Genomic DNA, 18,765 nt, shown 5'->3' on the forward strand with positions numbered 1-18,765 from the left:
GCATTTCCGCCATAGGCCCGCCTTCGCGACGGACCGGGGTGACTCGCTCTAGTGCGAAGATACGGAACGAGACGACAGCCGGAGGGGCGCTGCACATGGGGTGCGCGTCAGCAATCGGCCAACAGAAAAGGCATTATCATGGCTCTGTACGAGCATGTGTTCCTTGCGCGCCAGGATCTGGCACAGGCGCAGGTGGACGCGCTGGCGGAAATCGCCACCAAGATCGTCGAAGAGAATGAAGGCAAGGTTACCAAGGTCGAGACCTGGGGCCTGCGTTCGCTCGCCTACAAGATCGCGAAGAACCGCAAGGCGCACTACGTCATGCTGAACATCGACGCGCCGGGCAATGTGATCGCGGAGCTGGAGCGCCAGACCCAGATCAACGAAGACATCATCCGCTACATGACCGTCAAGGTCGACGAGCTGGAAACCGGCCCGTCGGTGATGATGCGCAAGCAGGAGCGTTCGGAACGTGGTGATCGCGGTCCCCGCGGCGACCGTGGCGATCGTGGCCCGCGTGAAGATCGTGGTGATCGTGGCCCGCGCCGCGACCGCGAAGAAACCGCTGGCGAATAAGGAGACCTGAACCATGGCACGCCCATTTTTCCGCCGCCGCAAGAGCTGCCCCTTCGCCGCCAAGGATGCGCCGAAGATCGATTATAAGGATGTTCGTCTGTTGCAGGGCTTCGTGTCCGAACGCGGCAAGATCGTCCCCAGCCGCATCACGGCCGTTTCGGCCAAGAAGCAGCGCGAACTGTCCCAGGCCATCAAGCGCGCCCGTCATCTGGGCCTGCTGCCCTACATCGTGAAGTAAGGGAGTAAGCCCCATGGAAATCATTCTGCTCGAACGCATCGAGAAGCTCGGCGCCATTGGCGACGTCGTGACCGTCAAGGACGGCTACGCCCGTAACTTCCTGTTGCCGAACAAGAAGGCGCTGCGCTCCAACAACGCCAATAAAAAGGTGTTCGAGGCCAACCGCGCCAAGATCGAAGCCGACAACGCTGCCCGTCGTGCCGACGCGGAAGCCGCGGCCGATGGTGTCAACGGCACCCAGATCGTCCTGATCCGCCAGTCGTCCAACGCTGGTGCGCTCTATGGTTCGGTTGCGGTCCGCGACATCCTCGAAGCGCTCAGCGCCCAGGGCATCAGCAACGTGACCAAGTCGATGATCGTGCTGGAACGCCCGATCAAGACGCTCGGCGTGTTCGACGTCAAGGTTGCGCTGCACCCCGAAGTCGTGACCACCATCCAGGTCAACGTCGCCCGCTCGCCGGAAGAAGCCGATCTCCAGTCGCAAGGCGTGGACGTGATGGCTGATCTGTTCGAAAAGGACGAGAGCGGCTTCACCGAAGACTATGATCCCAATGCTGAGCCGGGCGAAATCGCCATGGACAAGGCTGAAGACGAAGCCCCGGCCGAAGACGCCTGAGCCTTATCGTCCGATCGAACGAGAAAGCCGCCCCGCAACGGGCGGCTTTTTTGTTGGTACGGCACAAAGGGTTGGCCCTCCGCGTCCAAGTAAATGCTGCACTGCGGGATCGAACCGGGATGCAGCCCGTTTCCCCATTCAGGCTTGCATCGTGGTTGGCCCTTAACCGCGCGTCAGCCAAGGGGACGTCCCATGAAAAATCCATTCGCCTCGGCCATGAAGGCCGCCAGACTGATGCAGAAGGGCCGCCCGATGTCGGCCGCCTTTGCCATGCATGGGCTACTGACGACTCCCGCCAAGCCCCTCAAAAAAGCGCCAGCCCGCAAACCTGCCACCAAACGGATCGCCAAGCCGACCCCGCCCGCCCGGCCTCTGCCCGGCAGCTTCATCGACGGCCTGTTCGAAAGCAAGCATGGCGCGATCCGCTATAAGCTCTACACCCCGACCGGCTCCGCGCGCCGCCGCATGCCGATCGTCGTGATGCTCCACGGCTGTTCCCAATCGGCGGGCGATTTCGCGACCGGCACTGGCATGAACCAACTCGCCGACGAACGCGGCGTCATCATGCTCTATCCCGAACAATCCCGGTCGGCCAATATGGCCCGCTGCTGGAACTGGCACCGGCCCGGCGACCAGCTGCGCGGCAAGGGCGAACCGGCGCTGATCGCCGGACTGACCCGCCACGCCATCGCGTTGGCCCGCGCCGACCCAACGCGCGTCTATATCGCGGGCATATCGGCAGGCGGCGTCGCGGCGGCCATCATCGGCCAGGCCTATCCCGAACTGTTCGTCGCGGTCGGCATTCATTCCGCCCTGACCCGTGGCGACGTCAGCACCGTCAGCGGCGCGCTGGCCGCCATGCGGGGCCGCTCAACGAGCGAGGCCCCCACCGGCCGCACACCCCGCCCCCGCCCCACCATCGTCTTTCATGGCGACGCCGACACCGTCGTCCACCCCTCCAACGCCGACGGTTTCCTATCTCTGCTCGAACGATCGCCCCACGGCCCGCTAGTCAGCCGGTCTGAGGAAGGCATGTCGGAGGGCGGCCGCGCCTTCACCCGCACCGAACATCGCGACGCAAAGGGCGACGTCATGCTGGAAAACTGGACCGTTCATGGCAGCAGCCACGCCTGGTCGGGCGGCGCGCGCGCGGGGTCCTACACCGACCCCGCCGGTCCCGACGCCTCGCGCGCCATGCTGCGCTTCTTCCTCGCCCGTAGGCGCAAGCCAGTGCGCAAGGCAGCACCCTGACGCACGGAACGCCGCCCCGCGCGGCGCGTTGCGCCATCATGAAAAACCCTGCCCTGATCGAAAAGCTGGCCCGCTATCTCGCCACGGACGCACCCGACGACTGGCCCGCCCGCGTTCAGGATGCGGCCAGCATCCTCGCCCTGATGAAAGAACCCGACGAAGCCATGCGCGCCGTCGGCGATGCGGCGATCTGGGAAGCGATGATTGACGCGGCCCTGCGCGAACGCTGGACTGTGGCACCGCCCGCTGCAAATGAAAGCGATTCGGGCGGGTCCGACGAAGAAGGCGAGATCCGGCTGACCTCCGAAGCGGTCGGTCATGATCCGGCCGACTGGGTCCACATACATCATGAGCGGGAGAAGCAATCATGAAGGGGCTATTCAAACTGGCCATCGTCACGGGTCTGGGTGCCATCGCGCTCAAGGGCTGGCGCGCATGGATGGGCGACGGCAAGGTGGCCGACGATCGCGGTCCCATCGGCTCATCCGGCATCGTCCGCGATGCCGGGCCGCAGGAGGGCATTGCGCAGGCGGATTGGAACTTGGTCGATGAACAGTCGGACGAGAGCTTTCCCGCCAGCGACCCGCCGGGCAATTACTGAACCAAACCTCCATTGCTCCCCCGCCACGCGCCCTCTATGAAGCGCGCGCACGGGGCGGCCAAACACCGCCCATAACAGGGGAATGACCGTCCATGCCTTCGGGTCTGATCGCGCTGCTCGACGATGTCGCGGGCATTGCCAAACTTGCCGCGACCTCGCTCGACGATGTCGCCGCCGCGGCTGGTAAGGCCGGCACGAAGGCGGCAGGCGTCGTGATCGACGACGCCGCCGTGACTCCCAATTACGTCATGGGCCTCACCGCCGAACGCGAATTGCCGATCATCTGGAAAATCGCCAAGGGGTCGATCCGCAACAAACTCCTCTTCCTGCTGCCCGCAGCCTTGCTCATCAGCGCGCTCGCGCCCTGGCTGCTGCCACCGCTGCTGATGATGGGCGGCGCCTTCCTCTGTTTCGAGGCGGCGGAAAAGCTGCTGGAAGCGATCCAGGGCGGCCATGACGTCGCCGAGGAAGCGCTGGCGACCCTCAATTCGACCGAGCTTGAAAACCAGAAAGTATCGAGCGCCATCCGCACCGATTTCATCCTGTCGGGTGAAATCATGGCCATTTCGCTCGGCACGGTGGCCGACAAGCCCGTCTGGGAGCAGGCGATCGTCCTGTTCGTCGTCGCCATCGGGATCACCGCGGGCGTCTATGGCGTCGTCGGCCTCATCGTGAAGATGGACGATATCGGCCTCCACCTCGCCCAACGCGCCTCCTACGTCACCCGCGCGATCGGCCGTGGCCTGGTCAAGGCGATGCCGATCCTCATGAAGATATTAAGCGTCGTCGGCACCGCCGCGATGCTGTGGGTCGGCGGCGGCCTCATCGTCCACGGCCTGCACGAATATCATCTCGATCTGATCCCCGACATGATCCACCATCTGGCGCAGGGCGCGGCCCAGGCACTCCCCGCCATCGGCCCGGTGGCCGATTGGGTGGTCAATGCGATCGGCGCAGGCATTGTCGGCCTGGCGATCGGTGCCATCATCGTCGCCGTCCTGCATCTGTTCAAGAAAAAGCACTAAGCCAACGGTCCGTGCCCCTGCGCAAGCAGGAGCCCAGGGCACGACGGCACACCCGATCTTCTGGACCATGGCCGTGACCCACCCCTCTCCATGGCGCATCGAAGCCAGCGCCCTCATCGCCCTCGCGCTGCCGATGATCGCGGGCAATATCGCCTGGTCCGCCATCGCCGCGACGGACCTGCTGCTGCTCGGCCGCCTCGGCGCAGAAGCGGTCGCGGCGGGTGCGCTCGCCATCAACCTGTTCCATGCCTTTCTGCTCTTTGGCATGGGCCTCGTCACCGCCGCCTCACCCCTGATCGCCAGCGAGCGCGGCCGCCGCCGCCATTCCGTGCGCGACGTGCGCCGCACCGTGCAACAGACGCTGCGCGCCGCCCTCTTCTTCGTCCTCCCCGCATGGGTGATCCTGTGGCAGTGCGAAGCGATTTTGCTCGCCATGGGGCAGGATGCCGACCTGTCGCGCGATGCCGGACGATTGATGCACGGCATGCAATGGGCGCTGCTCCCCTTTCTCGGCTTCACCACGCTGCGCACCTTCATCGCAGCGCTGGAACGGCCGATCTGGGGCCTGCTCATCATGCTCTGCGCGCTCCCGTTCAACCTGCTGATTGGCTGGGCGCTGATCTTCGGCCATCTCGGCTTTCCGCCGCTTGGCCTGTTCGGCGCCGGGCTGGCGGGCACCATCTCGTCGGCCTTCCTCTTCTTCGGCCTGCTCGGCGTCATCCTGATCGACCGGCGTTTCCGTCGTTATCGCATCCTCGGTCGTTTCTGGACGCGCGACCGCGAAAGGCAGCGACAGGTATGGGCGCTCGGCCTGCCAATCGCGATCACGCTCGGCTTTGAAACCACCGTATTCAACGCCTCGGCGCTGCTCATGGGGTTGATCGACCGCGACTCGCTCGCCGCCCATGCGGTCGCGATCCAGATCGCCGCTCTGGTATTCATGGTGCCGATGGGCATAGGCCAGGCCGCCACCGTGCGCGTCGGCATCGCCCATGGGCGGCATGACCGCGCCGGGATCGGCCGCGCCGGGTGGCTGGCACTGATCCTCGGCACAGGCTTTGCCGCCGCCGCTGCCGCCGCGCTCATCCTGATGCCCCGCACTCTTGTGTCCGTCTTCCTCGACCTCGACAACCCGGCCAATGCCCGGACGATCAGCCTCGCCGTCAGCTTCCTCGCCATCGCCGCGCTGTTTCAGCTTGTCGATGCCGCACAGGCCGTCGGCGCGGGCGTGCTGCGCGGGTTGCAGGACACGACCATCCCGATGATCTTCGCGCTCATCGGCTATTGGGTGGTGGGGATCGGCATCGGCAGCCTGCTCGCCTTTCCGCTCGGCATGGACGGCCTCGGCATTTGGCTCGGTCTCGCCAGCGGCCTTGGCGTTGTGGCCGTCATGCTGGTCATCCGCTGGTCCTTACGCGAACGGCTGGGCCTCGTTCCGGCCTGATTGCGTTGCGCGTCCATGGTGCGGCGCACAAAGCAATTGAAAGAATCGGCAAAATCAGTCATGAATCGGACATCATGCAAGCCCCGACCGAGATTTTTGAAGCGATCGCGCTCCAGAAGTGCCTGAAGGTGACCTATAACAAGATGGTCGTCACCCTGGCCCCGCACATCCTCTACACGCGCCATGACGAATTGTTCATCGACGCCGTGACCGTCGATCGCGACGGCACCCCCCCGCGCGAACTCAAGCTCGGCACGTTCAAGCTGGTCGGCCTGTCCGACCTCAAAGTGCTGGACGAGCAATTCGAGGCAATGCACGGCCTCTACGACCAGAATGACGACAAATACCGCAACGTTACCCTGTTCGCCGTAGCCCCGGAAAGCGCCGCCGCCTGATCGGCGGACGGCTACGCAACAATCCCACACCCGTCATGCTGAACTTGTTTCAGCATCCATTCGCTCTACGCTGGCCGTGTCTCACCCACGTAGAGCCAATGGATCCTGACTTACGTCAGGATGACGAACACTCCCCTCAGTCTTTTACTTCTTCAACCGATACCCCGTCCGGAACATCCAGGCGATAATGGCAATACACACCGCCAGCATTCCCGCGACGAACAACAGGCTGAACTCGATCCCCACATCGCCCTGGCCAAAGAAGGTCCAGCGGAACCCGGAGATCAGATAGACGATCGGGTTGAAGAAGGTGATCGTCCGCCACGGCTCGGCCAGCATCTGCACCGAATAAAAAGCCCCGCCCAGAAACGTCATCGGCATGATCAGCAGCATCGGGATCACCTGCAACTGCTCGAAACTCTGCGCCCATACGCCAAGGATGAAGCCGAACAGGCAGAAGCTGATCGCGATCAGCACCATGAACCCCGCCATCGCGAACGGGTGCGCGACCTGCACATCGACGAAAAGATGCGCGGTCAGGAAAATGATGCTGCCGACGATCAGCGACTTGGTCGCCGCCGCGCCGACATAGGCGATGATCGTCTCGGTCGCCGACACCGGCGCCGACAGCAATTCATAGATGGTGCCGGTGAATTTGGGCATATAGATGCCGAAACTCGCATTGAAGATGCTCTCGGTGAACATAGACATCATGATGAGGCCGGGCACGATGAAGGCGGCATAGGGAACCCCGTCCACCTCCGTCATCCGCGACCCGATCGCGCCGCCGAACACCACGAAATAGAGCGATGTCGTGATCACCGGCACGAGCAGTCCCGTCATCAACGTGCGCCGAAACCGGTGCAACTCGAACAGATAGATCGCCGCAATGGCGCGCAAATTCTGGAGCATCACGCCGCCTTCTCCTGATGAACCAGGCTCACGAAAATATCCTCCAGGCTGCTCTGCCGCGTATTCAGATCCTTATACGCGATGCCCAGGTCACCCAACCGCCGCAGCAACGACGACACCCCGGTCCGCTCCGCCGTCGTATCGAAAATATATTCGATCTCATGGCCATCATCTTTCAGCGTCACGTCCCATTCGGCCAGTTCGCCGGGCACACTCGTCAGCGGCTCGGCCAGCACGACGCTCAGCGTCTTCTTGCCCAGCTTTTTCATCAGCGCGACCTTATCCTCGACCAGCATCAACTCGCCGCGGTTGATCACCCCCACCCGGTCGGCCATTTCCTCGGCCTCCTCGATATAATGGGTGGTCAGGATGATGGTGACGCCGGTCTGGCGCAATTCGCCGATCAGCGTCCACATGTCGCGGCGCAACTCCACGTCCACGCCAGCGGTCGGCTCGTCCAGGAACAGCACGCGCGGCTCATGGCTCAGCGCCTTGGCGATCATCACCCGGCGCTTCATGCCGCCCGACAATTCCAATATCTTGCTGTTGCGCTTGTCCCACAGCGACAGGTCACGCAGCACCTTTTCGATATGGGCCGGATTGCGCGGCTTGCCGAACAGCCCCCGGCTGAACGTCACCGTGTCGATCACCCGTTCGAACTGGTCGGTGGACAATTCCTGCGGCACCAGCCCGATCGCCGACCGCGCCCCGCGATAGTCGCGCACAATGTCATGCCCGGCCACCGTCACGCTGCCGCCCGTCGCGCGCGCAATGCCGCAGATGATCGAAATCATCGTCGTCTTGCCCGCGCCATTGGGGCCCAGCAGCGCGAAAATCTCGCCCTCCTCGATGGTCAGGTCAACGCCCTTCAGCGCCTCAAATCCCGACGCATAGCGTTTGGTCAGGCCGTCGATGGTAATGATGGATGCCATGGATGGCTCAGCCCCTTTTTGCAGTGCGGCAAAGATAGGGAGAAGATTGCCAAACGCAACCTATTCGCCCTCCCTATTCTTCTCGACGTGTGAACCGAAAGACCGTCGCGGGCGGGAAATTGCGCACCGTCTGGCCGACACGCACGACGTCCAGCCCCAGCGCCTCGATCACCTCCCGATTGACCGGGTGCCGCATCGAATAGGTGAACTGCACGAAGCTGCCCCCCGGCTGCAACATGCGGAAGGACTCCGACAATATGTCGTGATGCATATAGCGGTCCATCGCCAGCAGCGGCAATCCGCTCACCACCACCTGATAATCGCCCGGCTCCCCCGCCGTCGCGGTCGATACGATCTGGGCCGGCGTTTCCAGCACCGATACCTGTGGAAAATGCCGCCGCAGCCCGCGCGCAAAGGCGGGGTTGATCTCCACCACCTCCAGCTTTTCGGGCGGCAGGCCAGTCTTCAGAATGGCGCGCGTGAACACGCCCGTCCCCCCGCCCAATTCCAGCACCCGGCCGTCGGTAGGATCGATCTGCGCCACCATCAACCGCGCGAGATAGCGGCTCGACGGCACCACCGACGCGGTCTGGCGCGGCTTCTGGACCCAGGCGGCCAGGAAATCGAGATATTCGGTGGCGCGGGCGCGAAATTCCCCGCTCGGAAGAGCGATTGCCCGGCTGCGCTTGGGCTTATGCTGCATGGGCGAAATACGACCGCTCTCTATCCATCGCGACTCCCTTAGCGAGCCGGAGCCGTCCCGTCGATTGGCTTTAACGTCTCGATGCGTTCTTGCAGCCAATCAGCCACCGCCGCGATCCGCGCCAGCTTGCGCAGGTCACCATGCATCACCAGCCAGAAGCTGCGCGTAATCTCCACCCGCTCGGCCATCAACGGCACCAACCCTGCGTTCCGCCGTCCGATAAAGTCCGGCAGCACGCCAATCCCCGCCCCCTCCGCGATCATCCGCTGCTGCATGATGATGCTGGTGGATCGCAAATGCGCCTCCAGCCCCGCCTCCACCTCGTCCAGATAATCCAGCTCCGGCGAAAAGATGAACTCCGGCACATAGCCGATCAGCGTATGTCCGCGCAGGTCTGCGGGCGTGTCCGGCCGCCCCGCCCGCGCCAGATAATCGGGCGCAGCATAAAGATGCAGCCGATAATCCCCCAGCCGCCGCACCATCAACCGCCCGCGCTGCGGCCGTGCCAGCATCACCGCCATATCCGCCTCGCGCTTGGACGGATTGAGGAAGCCCGATGCCGTGATCAGGTCAAGCCTGATGCCCGGATGCCGCCGGTTGAAATCGCCCATCCCCGGCGCCAAGACCCAGGTGCCGAACCCCTCCGCCACAGACAGCCGCACTTGCCCCGCCAGCGTGCGCTCCTGCCCGCGCATCTCCTCGATCGCCGCCAGCGCCGCGCTCTCGGCCGCCTCGGCATGGCCCAACAATTCCTGCCCCCGCGCCGTCAGGCTGCGCTCGCCCGCGCCCATTTCGAACAATTCGGCATCCAGCGCCTTCTCCAACCGCGCCAGCCGCCGCGCGATCGTGGTCGCGTCGATCCCCAGCGCGCGCGCCGCCGGTGCCACCTTGCGCGCCCGCGCCACCGCCAGAAACACCCGCAGGTCATCCCAATCGAACATGCCGCCCCACCCCTGCAAAATTGCAGGCCACCCATGCATAACTTCCCCATTGCTTGCAATAACGCAAGCAGCCTAGAAGGCGGCAACAATTTGAGAGGATGCCTTCCATGCGTGAGATTTCGCACAAGCTCGCCTTCACCCATGACGCGCCAGCGACACGCTATAGCGACGTGTTCGATCCCAATAATGGCGGCGTCCAGGCCCGCGTGGCCTTAGGCGATGCCGCCCTGCTCGACCTCGCCGTCGCCGCTGCCAAGAAAGCGCAGCCCGCCTGGGCCGCCGTCAACCCGCAGCGCCGCGCCCGCGTCATGTTCAATTTCAAGGCGCTGGTCGAAGCGAACATGAACGAGCTGGCCCATCTGCTCAGCTCCGAACATGGCAAGGTGATCGCGGATTCGAAGGGCGACATTCAGCGCGGCCTCGAAGTTATCGAATTTTGCTGCGGCATCCCCCACGTCCTCAAGGGCGAATATACCCAAGGCGCGGGGCCGGGCATCGACGTCTACAGCTTCCGCCAGCCGATCGGCATCGGTGCTGGCATCACGCCCTTCAACTTCCCCGGCATGATCCCGCTGTGGATGTCGGGCGTCGCCATCGCGACCGGCAACGCCTTCATCCTCAAGCCCTCCGAGCGTGACCCCTCGGTCCCTGTCCGCCTCGCCGAACTGTTCAGCGAAGCCGGTCTGCCCGACGGCATCCTGCAGGTCGTTCAGGGCGACAAGGAAATGGTCGACGCCATCCTCGACCACCCGGATATCAAGGGCGTCAGCTTCGTCGGCTCGTCCGACATCGCCCATTATGTCTATAATCGCGGCGTGGCCGCCGGAAAGCGCGTCCAGGCGATGGGCGGCGCGAAAAATCATGGCATCGTCATGCCCGACGCCGATCTCGACCAGGTGGTCAACGACCTGTCCGGCGCCGCCTTCGGTTCGGCGGGCGAGCGCTGCATGGCCCTCCCGGTCGTCGTGCCGGTCGGTGAAAAGACCGCCATCGCGCTGCGCGAAAAGCTCATCCCGGCGATCGAAGCCCTGCGCGTCGGCGTCTCCACTGATGCCGAAGCCCATTATGGCCCGGTCGTCACCGCCGCGCACAAGCAGAAGATCGAAAACTGGATTCAGACCGGCGTCGATGAAGGCGCGGAGCTGGTCGTCGATGGTCGCGGCTTCACGCTGCAAGGCCATGAGGACGGCTTCTTCGTTGGCCCCACCTTGTTCGACCATGTCACCACCGGCATGAGCGCGTACAAGGAAGAAATTTTCGGCCCCGTCCTGCAAATGGTCCGCGCCGACAGTTTCGAAGAAGCCGTCGCCCTGCCCAGCCAGCATCAATATGGCAATGGCGTCGCCATCTTCACCCGCAACGGCCACGCCGCCCGCGAATTCGCCGCCCGCGTCGATGTCGGCATGGTCGGCATCAACGTGCCGATCCCGGTCCCCGTCGCCTATCACACATTCGGCGGCTGGAAGCGCTCGGCCTTTGGCGACACCAACCAGCACGGCATGGAAGGTGTGAAATTCTGGACCAAGGTCAAGACGATCACCCAGCGCTGGCCCGACGGCGGTGTGGGCGACGCGGCCAACGCCTTCGTCATCCCAACAATGGGGTAAGGGGATGGGGGAGAGGCACCACCTCTCCCCCCTCGTCATCCTGACGAACGTCAGGATCCATTGGCTCTACGCCAGAGGCGGAAAACCCAGCATGACGCCCCGATCTTCCCAGAACGGATTAGCCCTCTCGATGAGCGCCACCTTCCACGCCCTCTTCCAGGCTTTCAACTGCTTCTCGCGCAGGATGGCCGCCTCCATCGTCTCGGCCACTTCATAATGGACCAGTCGCTTCACATTATAGCGCGATGTGAAGCCGGGAACTGCGCCGGTGCGATGTTGGTGCAACCTACCCATCAAATCAGATGTGACGCCGATATAGATCGTGGCATGACGACCACTGCTCAATAGATAGACGCAAGGTTGACGTTCCATTCCGGGGCCGCGCTAATGGATGCTGACTTTCGTCAGCATGACGGAAAATACAGTATGGACAAGCCATCATGACCCAATTCGACCTCACCGACGACCAACGCGAAATCCAGGAACTCGCGCGCCGCTTCACCGCTGACGCGATCACCCCGCATGCGGCCGAGTGGGACGAAAAACACATCTTCCCCCGCGACACGATCCGCGCGGCGGCGGAACTGGGTTTCGGCGGCATCTATGTCTCCGAAAGCGCCGGTGGCATCGGCCTCGGCCGCCTCGAAGCCGCGCTCATCATGGAAGCCATGGCCTATGGCTGCCCCTCCACCAGCGCCTTCATCTCGATCCACAATATGGCTGCCTGGATGATCGACAGCTATGGCAGCGACGCGCTCAAGGCCGCCTATCTCCCCGACCTCATCGCCATGACCCGCATCGCCAGCTATTGCCTGACCGAAGCGGGTGCAGGCTCCGACGCGGCCAGCCTCAAGACCAAGGCGGTCAAGGATGGCGACCATTATGTCGTCACCGGCTCCAAACAATTCATCTCTGGCGGCGGCGAGAATGAAGTCTATCTCGTCATGGTCCGCACGGGGCAGGAAGGGCCAAAGGGCATCAGCTGCCTCGTCATCGACAAGGACATGCCCGGCGTCAGCTTCGGCGCGCAGGAACGCAAGCTCGGCTGGCACAGCCAACCCACAGCGCAAGTGAATTTCGACGCCGTCCGTGTCCCCGCCGCCAATCTCGTAGGTAGCGAGGGACAGGGCTTCGCCATCGCCATGGCGGGCCTCGACGGGGGCCGCCTCAACATCGGCGCCTGCTCGCTCGGCGGCGCGCACCGCTGCATTGACGAAGCGGTCCAATATACCAAGGACCGCAAGCAATTCGGCCAGTCGATTGCGGACTTCCAGAATACCCAGTTCACGCTGGCCGACATGGAAACCGAGCTTCAGGCCGCCCGCACGCTCCTATACGCCGCCGCCGTCAAGGTGACCGACAATGCCCCGGACAAGACCCGCTTCGCCGCCATGGCCAAACGCTTCGCCACCGACACCGGCTCCTCCGTCGTGGACCGCGCGCTGCAACTTCATGGCGGCTACGGCTATCTGATGGACTATCCCGTCGAACGCTTCTGGCGCGACCTGCGCGTCCATTCCATCCTCGAAGGCACCAACCAGGTCATGCGCATGATCATCGCGCGGGATATGTTGCGGGATTAGCCCAGAGCAGGAAGGATAAAACACCGTCATTCCCGCGAAGGCGGGAACCCATCTCCCAGCCTCGCGTCCGTCGATAAGGCCGGAGATGGATCCCCGCCTTCGCGGGGATGACGAACGGATTTTGAGGAAAAGACATGACCGACCAAGTCCTGACCTTCATCGAAAACACCATCGGCCGCATCCGCCTCAACCGCCCCAAGGCGATCCACGCCCTGACGCCAGCCATGTGCGACGCGATCAACACCGCCCTGCTCGCCTGGCGCAGCGACGACAGCGTGACCGCCGTGATGATCGACCATGCCGAAGGCCGCGGCTTCTGCGCGGGCGGCGACATCGCGCTCATCGCGAACAGCGCCAAAACGGACTGCGTCGAGGCGGAACGCTTCTTCCATCTCGAATATCAAATGAACCATCTGTTGTTCGTCTATGACAAGCCGATCGTCGCCTTCATCGACGGCATCGTCATGGGTGGCGGCGTAGGCATCTCCCTCCCCGCCCGCTATCGCGTCGCAACCGAACGGACGACCTTCGCCATGCCCGAAACCGGCATCGGCCTCTTCCCCGATGTCGGCGGCGGCTGGTATCTCCCCCGCTTGCCCGGCCGGGTCGGCGCATGGCTGGCGGCGACCGGCGCTCGGATCGACGGCGCGGATTGCGCCGCCATCGGCATCGCGACCCACTATATGCCGTCCGACACGCTGGACGAGGTCAAGGGCCGCATCCTCGCCGACCCCGCCAGCTTGGCCGCGATCCTCGACGCCGCCACGCAAACGCCCCCGCCCTCCAAACTCGAAGCCGCCCGCCCCGATATCGACCGCCTCTTCGCCTCGAACAAGGCCGAGGAGATCGTCGCCGCGCTCGACGCCGACAGCAGCGAATGGGCCGCCAAGCAGCGCGCCACCCTCGCCACCAAATCGCCCCAGACGATCAAGGTGGCCTTGCGCCAACTGATCGAAGGCACGGCCCAGCCCGATTTCGCCTCCAACATGGCGATGGAATATGGCCTCGCCTGCGCGATCATCCGCCGCCCCGATTTCGTCGAAGGCGTGCGCGCGCTGATCTTCGACAAGGACAACAAGCCGCAATGGAACCCGGCCACGCTGGAGGATGTCAGCGACGCGATGATCGATACGATCTTCGTGCCCCTCCCCGCCGACCAGCAATGGACGCCACTCCCGGCGCTCGCGACCTGATCTGTCCTACACCGCAGGCACCTGCTATGGTCCTCATGCACGCTGCCTGCCCCACGCCGCCCGCTTTCCGATAGGATCGGGGCCGCGCACGAATATGTCCGTTTTTACGGGAAATATGCGAAGTTAAGCAGGAGAGAAGAGCATCATGACCCAGACCATCGCCTTCATCGGACTCGGCAATATGGGCGGCGGCATGGCCGCCAACCTGCTCAAGCACGGCTATGCCGTCCGCGCCTTCGACCTGTCGGAGGAAGCACTGGCCAAGGCGCAATCCTTGGGCGCCATCCGCGCCAGCAGCGCCGCCGACGCCGCGACCGATGCCGACGCCGTCGTCACCATGCTGCCCGCCGGCAAGCATGTCGAAAGCGTCTATTCGGGCGAAGTCTATGGCGCGGCCAAACCCGGCGCGCTGTTCCTCGATTGCTCGACCATCGACGTCGCCACCGCCCGCCGCGTGATCGACGCGGCGACCGACAGAGGCTTCGACATGGTCGACGCCCCCGTCTCCGGCGGCATCGCCGCGGCCAATGGCGGGACGCTGACCTTCATGGTCGGCGGCACCGACGCCGCCTTCGAACGGGCCAAGCCCATCCTCTCGGCCATGGGCAAGGCGGTCATCCACGCGGGCGGCGCGGGCAATGGCCAGGCCGCGAAAATCTGCAACAACATGCTGCTCGGCGCGACCATGGTCGCCACCTGCGAGAGCTTCGCCATGGCCAAGAAACTGGGCCTCGATCCGCAGACCTTCTATGACATTTCCAGCGTCTCGTCGGGCCAAAGCTGGTCGATGACCAGCTACTGCCCCGTCCCCGGCGTCGGCCCGCAATCGCCATCCGACAATGGCTATCAGGGCGGCTTCGCCGTCGGCCTGATGCTCAAGGACTTGAAACTCGCCACCGAAGCCGCCGCCTTGGTCGGTGCATCCGTGCCCATGGGCAATGTGGCGGAATCGCTCTACCAACTCCTCGCCAACCAAGGCGAAGCAGGGCGCGACTTCTCGCTCATGATCGAAATGCTGGAGGGGAAGTAACCCCCTCCGTTCGTTTCGAGCGAAGTCGAGAAACGCTGGCACCGCGCTTGCCGCTTCTCGACTTCGCTCGAAGCGAACGGTTTTGACTGTTACGTCCCCTTCCCCGCCTCAGCCGCCGCCAGCACGCGCAACACATTGCCCGCCCAGATCTTCTGCACATCCGCCTCGCCATAGCCCGCCTTCAACAACGCTTCGGTGATCCTTGGCAAGTCCAGCACATCCTCCATGCCGACGACCCCGCCGCCCCCATCCCAGTCCGCACCGATCCCCACATGGTCCGGCCCCACGACCTTGAGCGCATGCAGCATATGCGCCATGAAATCATCGAAGGTCGCCCGGTCGGTCTCAGGATAGAGCCGGTCGATCTCCTGCCGCTTGCTCAGCAGTTCCGCCCGCTTCTCCGCCGTCATCTTGCCGCCATCCCGCATCGACGCGAACAGCGCGCCCATCGCCTTCTGCCGTTCGGGGTTGGGCTTGGCCGCCTTCAGATAGGCCCCATAAGCATTCATCTGAATGACGCCGCCCTTGGCCGCCAGCGCCTTCAACCGATCATCATCGATATTGCGCGGATGGTCATAGACCGCCTTGCACCCCGAATGGGTCAGCAGCACCGGCGTCGTGGACAAGGCCAGCAAATCATCCAACACTAGGTCCGAACTATGCGATGCATCGGGCACGATGCCCAGCCGGTTCATGTCCTTGAGCAATTGCTTGCCCAACGGACTAAGCCCACCATAGCGCGGCTTCTTCGACGGGTCGGTCGAACTGTCGGCAAACTGATTATGCGCGAAATGGGCAAAGCCCACCACCCGCACGCCCATGTCATAGAAGGTCTGGAGCAGGCCGATATCCTCGCCCAGCGGATAGGCATTTTCGATCGACATATAGACGACCCGTTTGCCCGCCGCCGCGATCGGTGCCGCGTCCTTCGCCTCCAATGCCAGCGCGAAATTGGCCGGGTCTGCCGCCACCATCTCGCGGATCGACACGCCCCGCATCAGCGCGAAATCGCGCGCCTTGGCAAAACCCTCGACCGTGAACGGCCCTTGCCCCGTATAGATGGCCCAGAAACCGCCATCCAGCCCGCCCTTCTTCATGCGCGGCAAATCGACCTGGGTATAGTCGCTATGCACCCCATGTTCCTCGTCGATCGACCAGTCCGGCAGGTCGAGCGAGGCGGGCGTGTCGAGATGGCTGTCGAGCGTCAGCAGCTTCTGATGCAATTGCTGCACCTTCTTGGGCACGGCCTGCGCCGACACCGCGACCGGGAGCAGCGCGATCAGCGCTGCCCCCATCATATGTCCAACCCGCATCAGATTTCGCCCGAAATGGTGAACTGGAAGGTGCGCGGCGACAGCGGCCGGAAGAAGCCATCGCCCGTCACGGTCGAGGAAATATAGGACAGCACATCCTTGTCGAACAGATTGTCGACGTTGAATCGCGCCTTCACGCTCTTGACCGGCCCCAGGCTGAAACCATCGCCGACATCGACATAGGCGCTGAACACGGTGAAGCCCGGCACGCTCGAACCCGGCGAATTGACGAAGGTGGACCAGCGGCGGCTGGTATATTTGCCGGAGATATTGCCCACCAGCCAGCTCGCCGGTTCGATCGTCATGCCGCCATTGACGATCCATTTGGCGCTGTCGGGAATGAACTTGCCATCGGTCGCATAGGTCAGGGTGGGCGTGACGATATCGTCCTTGAACTTGGCGATATTATAGGTGGCGCTCAGGTTGAAATAGGCAAGGCCATTGAGCGCGGACGGTTTGAACGTGCCGCTGAATTCCGCGCCATAGGCCGTCACCCGGCCGACATTCTGAAAGAAGGTTTCGGTGACGTTGGTCGTGCCGGGCAGGATGCCCGTGATCGACTGGATGCGATTCTTGAACTTGGTGTAATAGCCCGCCAGCGAGGCATAGAATTGCCCCTGATTGGTGCGGATACCCGCCTCGAAATTCTGCGACCGTTCCGGTGCAGGAGCAGGCACGACGGCCGCGCTGCTGTTCAGTGCAACGGAGAAGATGTCGTCCATCCCCTTGGGCAAGGCCATATTTTCAGCATAGGAGGCGAAAATCTGGGTCTGGTTGTCGATCTTGTAGAGGACGCCCGCCATTGGCAGGAACCCGTCGCCATAGCTGGCCCGGTTGGTCTGCGGTCCCCAGCCCGCGACCCAGACGGGCGCAGCGGCGGTGCCCGCATTGCGATAATAGTCGTTGAAGTCGCGATAGCCGCTTTGGCGATAGTCGATATGCAACGCCTTGATCCCCAGGTCGAAGATCAGACTGTCATCCATCAGGGAAATGCGGTCCTTGACGAACGCCTGCGTCGTATGCCGTTCCGACTGATAATCGCGCCGCGCATAGACGAGCTCATCCAGATTGGGCGCGCTGGCGGGCGACCCGTCGGTCGTGTTGAAGCGTGCCTGGGTGCGATTATAGCTGTCGACCTCGGCCCACAGGCCCGCCTCCACGCTATGCGCGCCCATGTCCCAATGGAGCTTGGTGGTCAGGCCATAGCGGTCGCCGCCCACTGTCGACAGGCCATATTGCGTACCGCGCGGCGCCGTCAGCGCCAGGCCTGCCGCCGTTTGCCGCGTATATTGCAACAGGCTGTTGGCATAGCTGTCGGGCGACACGCCATAGCCGCCCTTATCCTCATAATAGGCCGTCGCTTCGGCCCATACACCATCGGCTATCCCCAGATGGACAGTGCCGCCATAGAGCTTGTCCTTCCGCACATTGAGCGCGAGATTATAGGTGTAGGTATAGTTGCTGTTGGAAAAGGCCGGGCCACCCGCCACCGGCGCAAAACCCGGCGTGCTATTGGGCACGACGGCGATATAGCCACGATCCCGGCCGGTGTTGCCGCCCACATCCGGCGTCGCGGAATTGTAGAGTGTGCGGCTCAGCGTCGGCGAGTCATAGTCGAAAAAGTCGTTCGACACGAATTTGAACCGTGCCCAGCTATCACCGCCCAGATCGGCGTGGAGTTGCGCCTCCCAATGCTCGCGATCGACCGTGCCGACGCCGCGCCACAGGTCGCTGTCCAGCTTGGTGCGGCTCACATAGGCGCGGAACGGCCCGACCTGCCCCGTGCTGGCGCGGATGAAGGTCCGCTTCAGCCCGAAATCGCCAAAGCTTTGCGACACGAACAGGCCCATATCCTCCTGCGGCGCGATGCTGTTATATTGCACCACTGGCCCCAGCGTCGAATAGCTGGGCAGGCCTACATCGCCTGCGCCGACGGCGGCTTCGACCACGCCCAGATTTTCATTGTCGACATAGCGGAACACCGGGCTGCCGCCAAACGCATCGCTGCGGCCGGTCGGGATACCATCGACGATGAAGCCGATCTGATCCAGGTTGAACGCGCGGGTCTGGACGCTGTTGCCGAATTCATAGAGGCCAAGCGCCCCATCGGTCTGCACATTGAAGCCGGGCAACTGCTCCAGCATCTTCAGGCCCGAAATGCCCGATGGCGCGGACAGCAGCGCCTCGCGCGTCACCGCCACGACATTGCTCACCTTGTCCTCGCCGATCGCCTCGGACGATTGGGAAATGCGGCGGCCGGTAACGGTGATGCTCGTCTCGTCATCGCCGACCGGCTCCTGCGCATGGGCGGCAGGAACCAGGGCTGCGGCGGCACAGGCCAGCAGCAGCGCGCGAGTGGACGGACGGACGACAAAATGGACGGACATGAAGAGGCTCCCTGGGTG

Annotated in this window: 20 protein-coding genes; 13 read left to right on the top strand and 7 right to left on the bottom strand. The window is 63.5% G+C overall.

Annotated features, from left to right (window positions below):
* Positions 1–138 precede the first annotated feature (138 nt).
* From rpsF to ACZ2HM_RS06385, 9 genes are all read left to right on the top strand, one after another.
* Positions 139–576 (top strand): 30S ribosomal protein S6, encoded by a 438-nt coding sequence (gene rpsF / locus ACZ2HM_RS06345; protein WP_037475143.1) that lies wholly within the window; start codon positions 139–141, stop codon positions 574–576.
* Positions 577–589: 13 nt separating this feature from the next.
* Positions 590–814 (top strand): 30S ribosomal protein S18, encoded by a 225-nt coding sequence (gene rpsR, locus ACZ2HM_RS06350; RefSeq protein ID WP_006950194.1) that lies wholly within the window; start codon positions 590–592, stop codon positions 812–814.
* A gap of 13 nt (positions 815–827) precedes the next feature.
* On the top strand, positions 828–1,430 hold the full coding sequence (gene rplI, locus ACZ2HM_RS06355) for a 50S ribosomal protein L9 (protein WP_470426526.1): 603 nt from the start codon (positions 828–830) through the stop codon (positions 1,428–1,430).
* Between the two features lie 192 nt (positions 1,431–1,622).
* Entirely contained in the window at positions 1,623–2,681 is a 1,059-nt protein-coding gene (locus tag ACZ2HM_RS06360; RefSeq protein ID WP_470426527.1) for an extracellular catalytic domain type 1 short-chain-length polyhydroxyalkanoate depolymerase, read from the top strand.
* 38 nt (positions 2,682–2,719) lie between these two features.
* Positions 2,720–3,052 carry a hypothetical protein gene (locus ACZ2HM_RS06365; RefSeq protein ID WP_470426528.1) on the top strand — a complete coding sequence of 111 codons (333 nt, stop codon included), beginning with the start codon at positions 2,720–2,722 and terminating at the stop codon, positions 3,050–3,052.
* On the top strand, positions 3,049–3,282 hold the full coding sequence (locus ACZ2HM_RS06370) for a hypothetical protein (RefSeq protein ID WP_470426529.1): 234 nt from the start codon (positions 3,049–3,051) through the stop codon (positions 3,280–3,282). Before ACZ2HM_RS06365 ends, ACZ2HM_RS06370 begins: the two co-directional genes overlap by 4 nt.
* A gap of 92 nt (positions 3,283–3,374) precedes the next feature.
* Positions 3,375–4,307: a DUF808 domain-containing protein gene (locus ACZ2HM_RS06375; RefSeq protein WP_470426530.1), complete on the top strand. Its 933-nt coding sequence runs from the start codon at positions 3,375–3,377 to the stop codon at positions 4,305–4,307.
* A gap of 67 nt (positions 4,308–4,374) precedes the next feature.
* Positions 4,375–5,751, top strand: coding sequence for an MATE family efflux transporter (locus tag ACZ2HM_RS06380; RefSeq protein ID WP_470426531.1), 1,377 nt, complete (start codon positions 4,375–4,377; stop codon positions 5,749–5,751).
* A 74-nt stretch (positions 5,752–5,825) separates the two neighbouring features.
* Positions 5,826–6,146 carry a hypothetical protein gene (locus ACZ2HM_RS06385; protein ID WP_037479154.1) on the top strand — a complete coding sequence of 107 codons (321 nt, stop codon included), beginning with the start codon at positions 5,826–5,828 and terminating at the stop codon, positions 6,144–6,146.
* Positions 6,147–6,290: 144 nt separating this feature from the next.
* Here the strand turns inward: ACZ2HM_RS06385 and ACZ2HM_RS06390 are convergent, their stop codons facing one another.
* The 4 genes from ACZ2HM_RS06390 to ACZ2HM_RS06405 form a co-directional block, all read right to left on the bottom strand.
* Entirely contained in the window at positions 6,291–7,058 is a 768-nt protein-coding gene (locus ACZ2HM_RS06390; RefSeq protein ID WP_037477388.1) for an ABC transporter permease, read from the bottom strand.
* Entirely contained in the window at positions 7,058–7,990 is a 933-nt protein-coding gene (locus ACZ2HM_RS06395) for an ABC transporter ATP-binding protein (RefSeq protein ID WP_037477391.1), read from the bottom strand. The genes ACZ2HM_RS06390 and ACZ2HM_RS06395 overlap by 1 nt, the downstream gene beginning before the upstream one ends.
* Before the next feature lie 73 nt (positions 7,991–8,063).
* The gene (locus ACZ2HM_RS06400) at positions 8,064–8,693 is read right to left on the bottom strand and encodes a class I SAM-dependent methyltransferase (protein ID WP_037477393.1); all 630 of its coding nucleotides are present in this window, start codon (positions 8,691–8,693) and stop codon (positions 8,064–8,066) included.
* A 38-nt stretch (positions 8,694–8,731) separates the two neighbouring features.
* Positions 8,732–9,634: a LysR family transcriptional regulator gene (locus tag ACZ2HM_RS06405; RefSeq protein WP_470426532.1), complete on the bottom strand. Its 903-nt coding sequence runs from the start codon at positions 9,632–9,634 to the stop codon at positions 8,732–8,734.
* 107 nt (positions 9,635–9,741) lie between these two features.
* Between ACZ2HM_RS06405 and ACZ2HM_RS06410 the strand changes: the two genes are divergently transcribed.
* Positions 9,742–11,241: a CoA-acylating methylmalonate-semialdehyde dehydrogenase gene (locus ACZ2HM_RS06410; protein ID WP_470426533.1), complete on the top strand. Its 1,500-nt coding sequence runs from the start codon at positions 9,742–9,744 to the stop codon at positions 11,239–11,241.
* A 66-nt stretch (positions 11,242–11,307) separates the two neighbouring features.
* On the opposite strand, the gene ACZ2HM_RS06415 is transcribed toward ACZ2HM_RS06410, so the two are convergent.
* Positions 11,308–11,613: a GIY-YIG nuclease family protein gene (locus ACZ2HM_RS06415; RefSeq protein ID WP_470426534.1), complete on the bottom strand. Its 306-nt coding sequence runs from the start codon at positions 11,611–11,613 to the stop codon at positions 11,308–11,310.
* Positions 11,614–11,681: 68 nt separating this feature from the next.
* Here ACZ2HM_RS06415 and ACZ2HM_RS06420 point away from each other — a divergent pair, with 68 nt between their 5' ends.
* From ACZ2HM_RS06420 to mmsB, 3 genes are all read left to right on the top strand, one after another.
* Positions 11,682–12,824 (top strand): acyl-CoA dehydrogenase family protein, encoded by a 1,143-nt coding sequence (locus ACZ2HM_RS06420; RefSeq protein WP_470426535.1) that lies wholly within the window; start codon positions 11,682–11,684, stop codon positions 12,822–12,824.
* A gap of 134 nt (positions 12,825–12,958) precedes the next feature.
* Positions 12,959–14,017 (top strand): enoyl-CoA hydratase/isomerase family protein, encoded by a 1,059-nt coding sequence (locus tag ACZ2HM_RS06425; protein ID WP_470426536.1) that lies wholly within the window; start codon positions 12,959–12,961, stop codon positions 14,015–14,017.
* 145 nt (positions 14,018–14,162) lie between these two features.
* Complete coding sequence (gene mmsB, locus ACZ2HM_RS06430) at positions 14,163–15,047, top strand: 3-hydroxyisobutyrate dehydrogenase (RefSeq protein WP_470426537.1); 885 nt, start codon at positions 14,163–14,165, stop codon at positions 15,045–15,047.
* An 89-nt stretch (positions 15,048–15,136) separates the two neighbouring features.
* On the opposite strand, the gene ACZ2HM_RS06435 is transcribed toward mmsB, so the two are convergent.
* Positions 15,137–16,360 carry a dipeptidase gene (locus tag ACZ2HM_RS06435; protein ID WP_470426538.1) on the bottom strand — a complete coding sequence of 408 codons (1,224 nt, stop codon included), beginning with the start codon at positions 16,358–16,360 and terminating at the stop codon, positions 15,137–15,139.
* A complete protein-coding gene (locus ACZ2HM_RS06440; protein WP_470426539.1) occupies positions 16,360–18,747 on the bottom strand; it encodes a TonB-dependent receptor in 2,388 nt (795 codons plus the stop codon). The genes ACZ2HM_RS06435 and ACZ2HM_RS06440 overlap by 1 nt, the downstream gene beginning before the upstream one ends.
* Positions 18,748–18,765: the final 18 nt, after the last annotated feature.

This window comes from Sphingobium sp. KKT206 (assembly GCF_055640555.1).

What these genes read in the sequence shown, in the direction of transcription:
- rpsF (WP_037475143.1), top strand. Translation starts at nt 139, where the DNA reads ATGGCTCTGTACGAGCATGTGTTCCTTGCGCGCCAGGATCTGGCACAG.
- rpsR (WP_006950194.1), top strand. Translation starts at nt 590, where the DNA reads ATGGCACGCCCATTTTTCCGCCGCCGCAAGAGCTGCCCCTTCGCCGCC.
- rplI (WP_470426526.1), top strand. Translation starts at nt 828, where the DNA reads ATGGAAATCATTCTGCTCGAACGCATCGAGAAGCTCGGCGCCATTGGC.
- ACZ2HM_RS06360 (WP_470426527.1), top strand. Translation starts at nt 1,623, where the DNA reads ATGAAAAATCCATTCGCCTCGGCCATGAAGGCCGCCAGACTGATGCAG.
- ACZ2HM_RS06365 (WP_470426528.1), top strand. Translation starts at nt 2,720, where the DNA reads ATGAAAAACCCTGCCCTGATCGAAAAGCTGGCCCGCTATCTCGCCACG.
- ACZ2HM_RS06370 (WP_470426529.1), top strand. Translation starts at nt 3,049, where the DNA reads ATGAAGGGGCTATTCAAACTGGCCATCGTCACGGGTCTGGGTGCCATC.
- ACZ2HM_RS06375 (WP_470426530.1), top strand. Translation starts at nt 3,375, where the DNA reads ATGCCTTCGGGTCTGATCGCGCTGCTCGACGATGTCGCGGGCATTGCC.
- ACZ2HM_RS06380 (WP_470426531.1), top strand. Translation starts at nt 4,375, where the DNA reads ATGGCCGTGACCCACCCCTCTCCATGGCGCATCGAAGCCAGCGCCCTC.
- ACZ2HM_RS06385 (WP_037479154.1), top strand. Translation starts at nt 5,826, where the DNA reads ATGCAAGCCCCGACCGAGATTTTTGAAGCGATCGCGCTCCAGAAGTGC.
- ACZ2HM_RS06390 (WP_037477388.1), bottom strand. Translation starts at nt 7,058, where the DNA reads ATGCTCCAGAATTTGCGCGCCATTGCGGCGATCTATCTGTTCGAGTTG.
- ACZ2HM_RS06395 (WP_037477391.1), bottom strand. Translation starts at nt 7,990, where the DNA reads ATGGCATCCATCATTACCATCGACGGCCTGACCAAACGCTATGCGTCG.
- ACZ2HM_RS06400 (WP_037477393.1), bottom strand. Translation starts at nt 8,693, where the DNA reads ATGCAGCATAAGCCCAAGCGCAGCCGGGCAATCGCTCTTCCGAGCGGG.
- ACZ2HM_RS06405 (WP_470426532.1), bottom strand. Translation starts at nt 9,634, where the DNA reads ATGTTCGATTGGGATGACCTGCGGGTGTTTCTGGCGGTGGCGCGGGCG.
- ACZ2HM_RS06410 (WP_470426533.1), top strand. Translation starts at nt 9,742, where the DNA reads ATGCGTGAGATTTCGCACAAGCTCGCCTTCACCCATGACGCGCCAGCG.
- ACZ2HM_RS06415 (WP_470426534.1), bottom strand. Translation starts at nt 11,613, where the DNA reads ATGGAACGTCAACCTTGCGTCTATCTATTGAGCAGTGGTCGTCATGCC.
- ACZ2HM_RS06420 (WP_470426535.1), top strand. Translation starts at nt 11,682, where the DNA reads ATGACCCAATTCGACCTCACCGACGACCAACGCGAAATCCAGGAACTC.
- ACZ2HM_RS06425 (WP_470426536.1), top strand. Translation starts at nt 12,959, where the DNA reads ATGACCGACCAAGTCCTGACCTTCATCGAAAACACCATCGGCCGCATC.
- mmsB (WP_470426537.1), top strand. Translation starts at nt 14,163, where the DNA reads ATGACCCAGACCATCGCCTTCATCGGACTCGGCAATATGGGCGGCGGC.
- ACZ2HM_RS06435 (WP_470426538.1), bottom strand. Translation starts at nt 16,360, where the DNA reads ATGCGGGTTGGACATATGATGGGGGCAGCGCTGATCGCGCTGCTCCCG.
- ACZ2HM_RS06440 (WP_470426539.1), bottom strand. Translation starts at nt 18,747, where the DNA reads ATGTCCGTCCATTTTGTCGTCCGTCCGTCCACTCGCGCGCTGCTGCTG.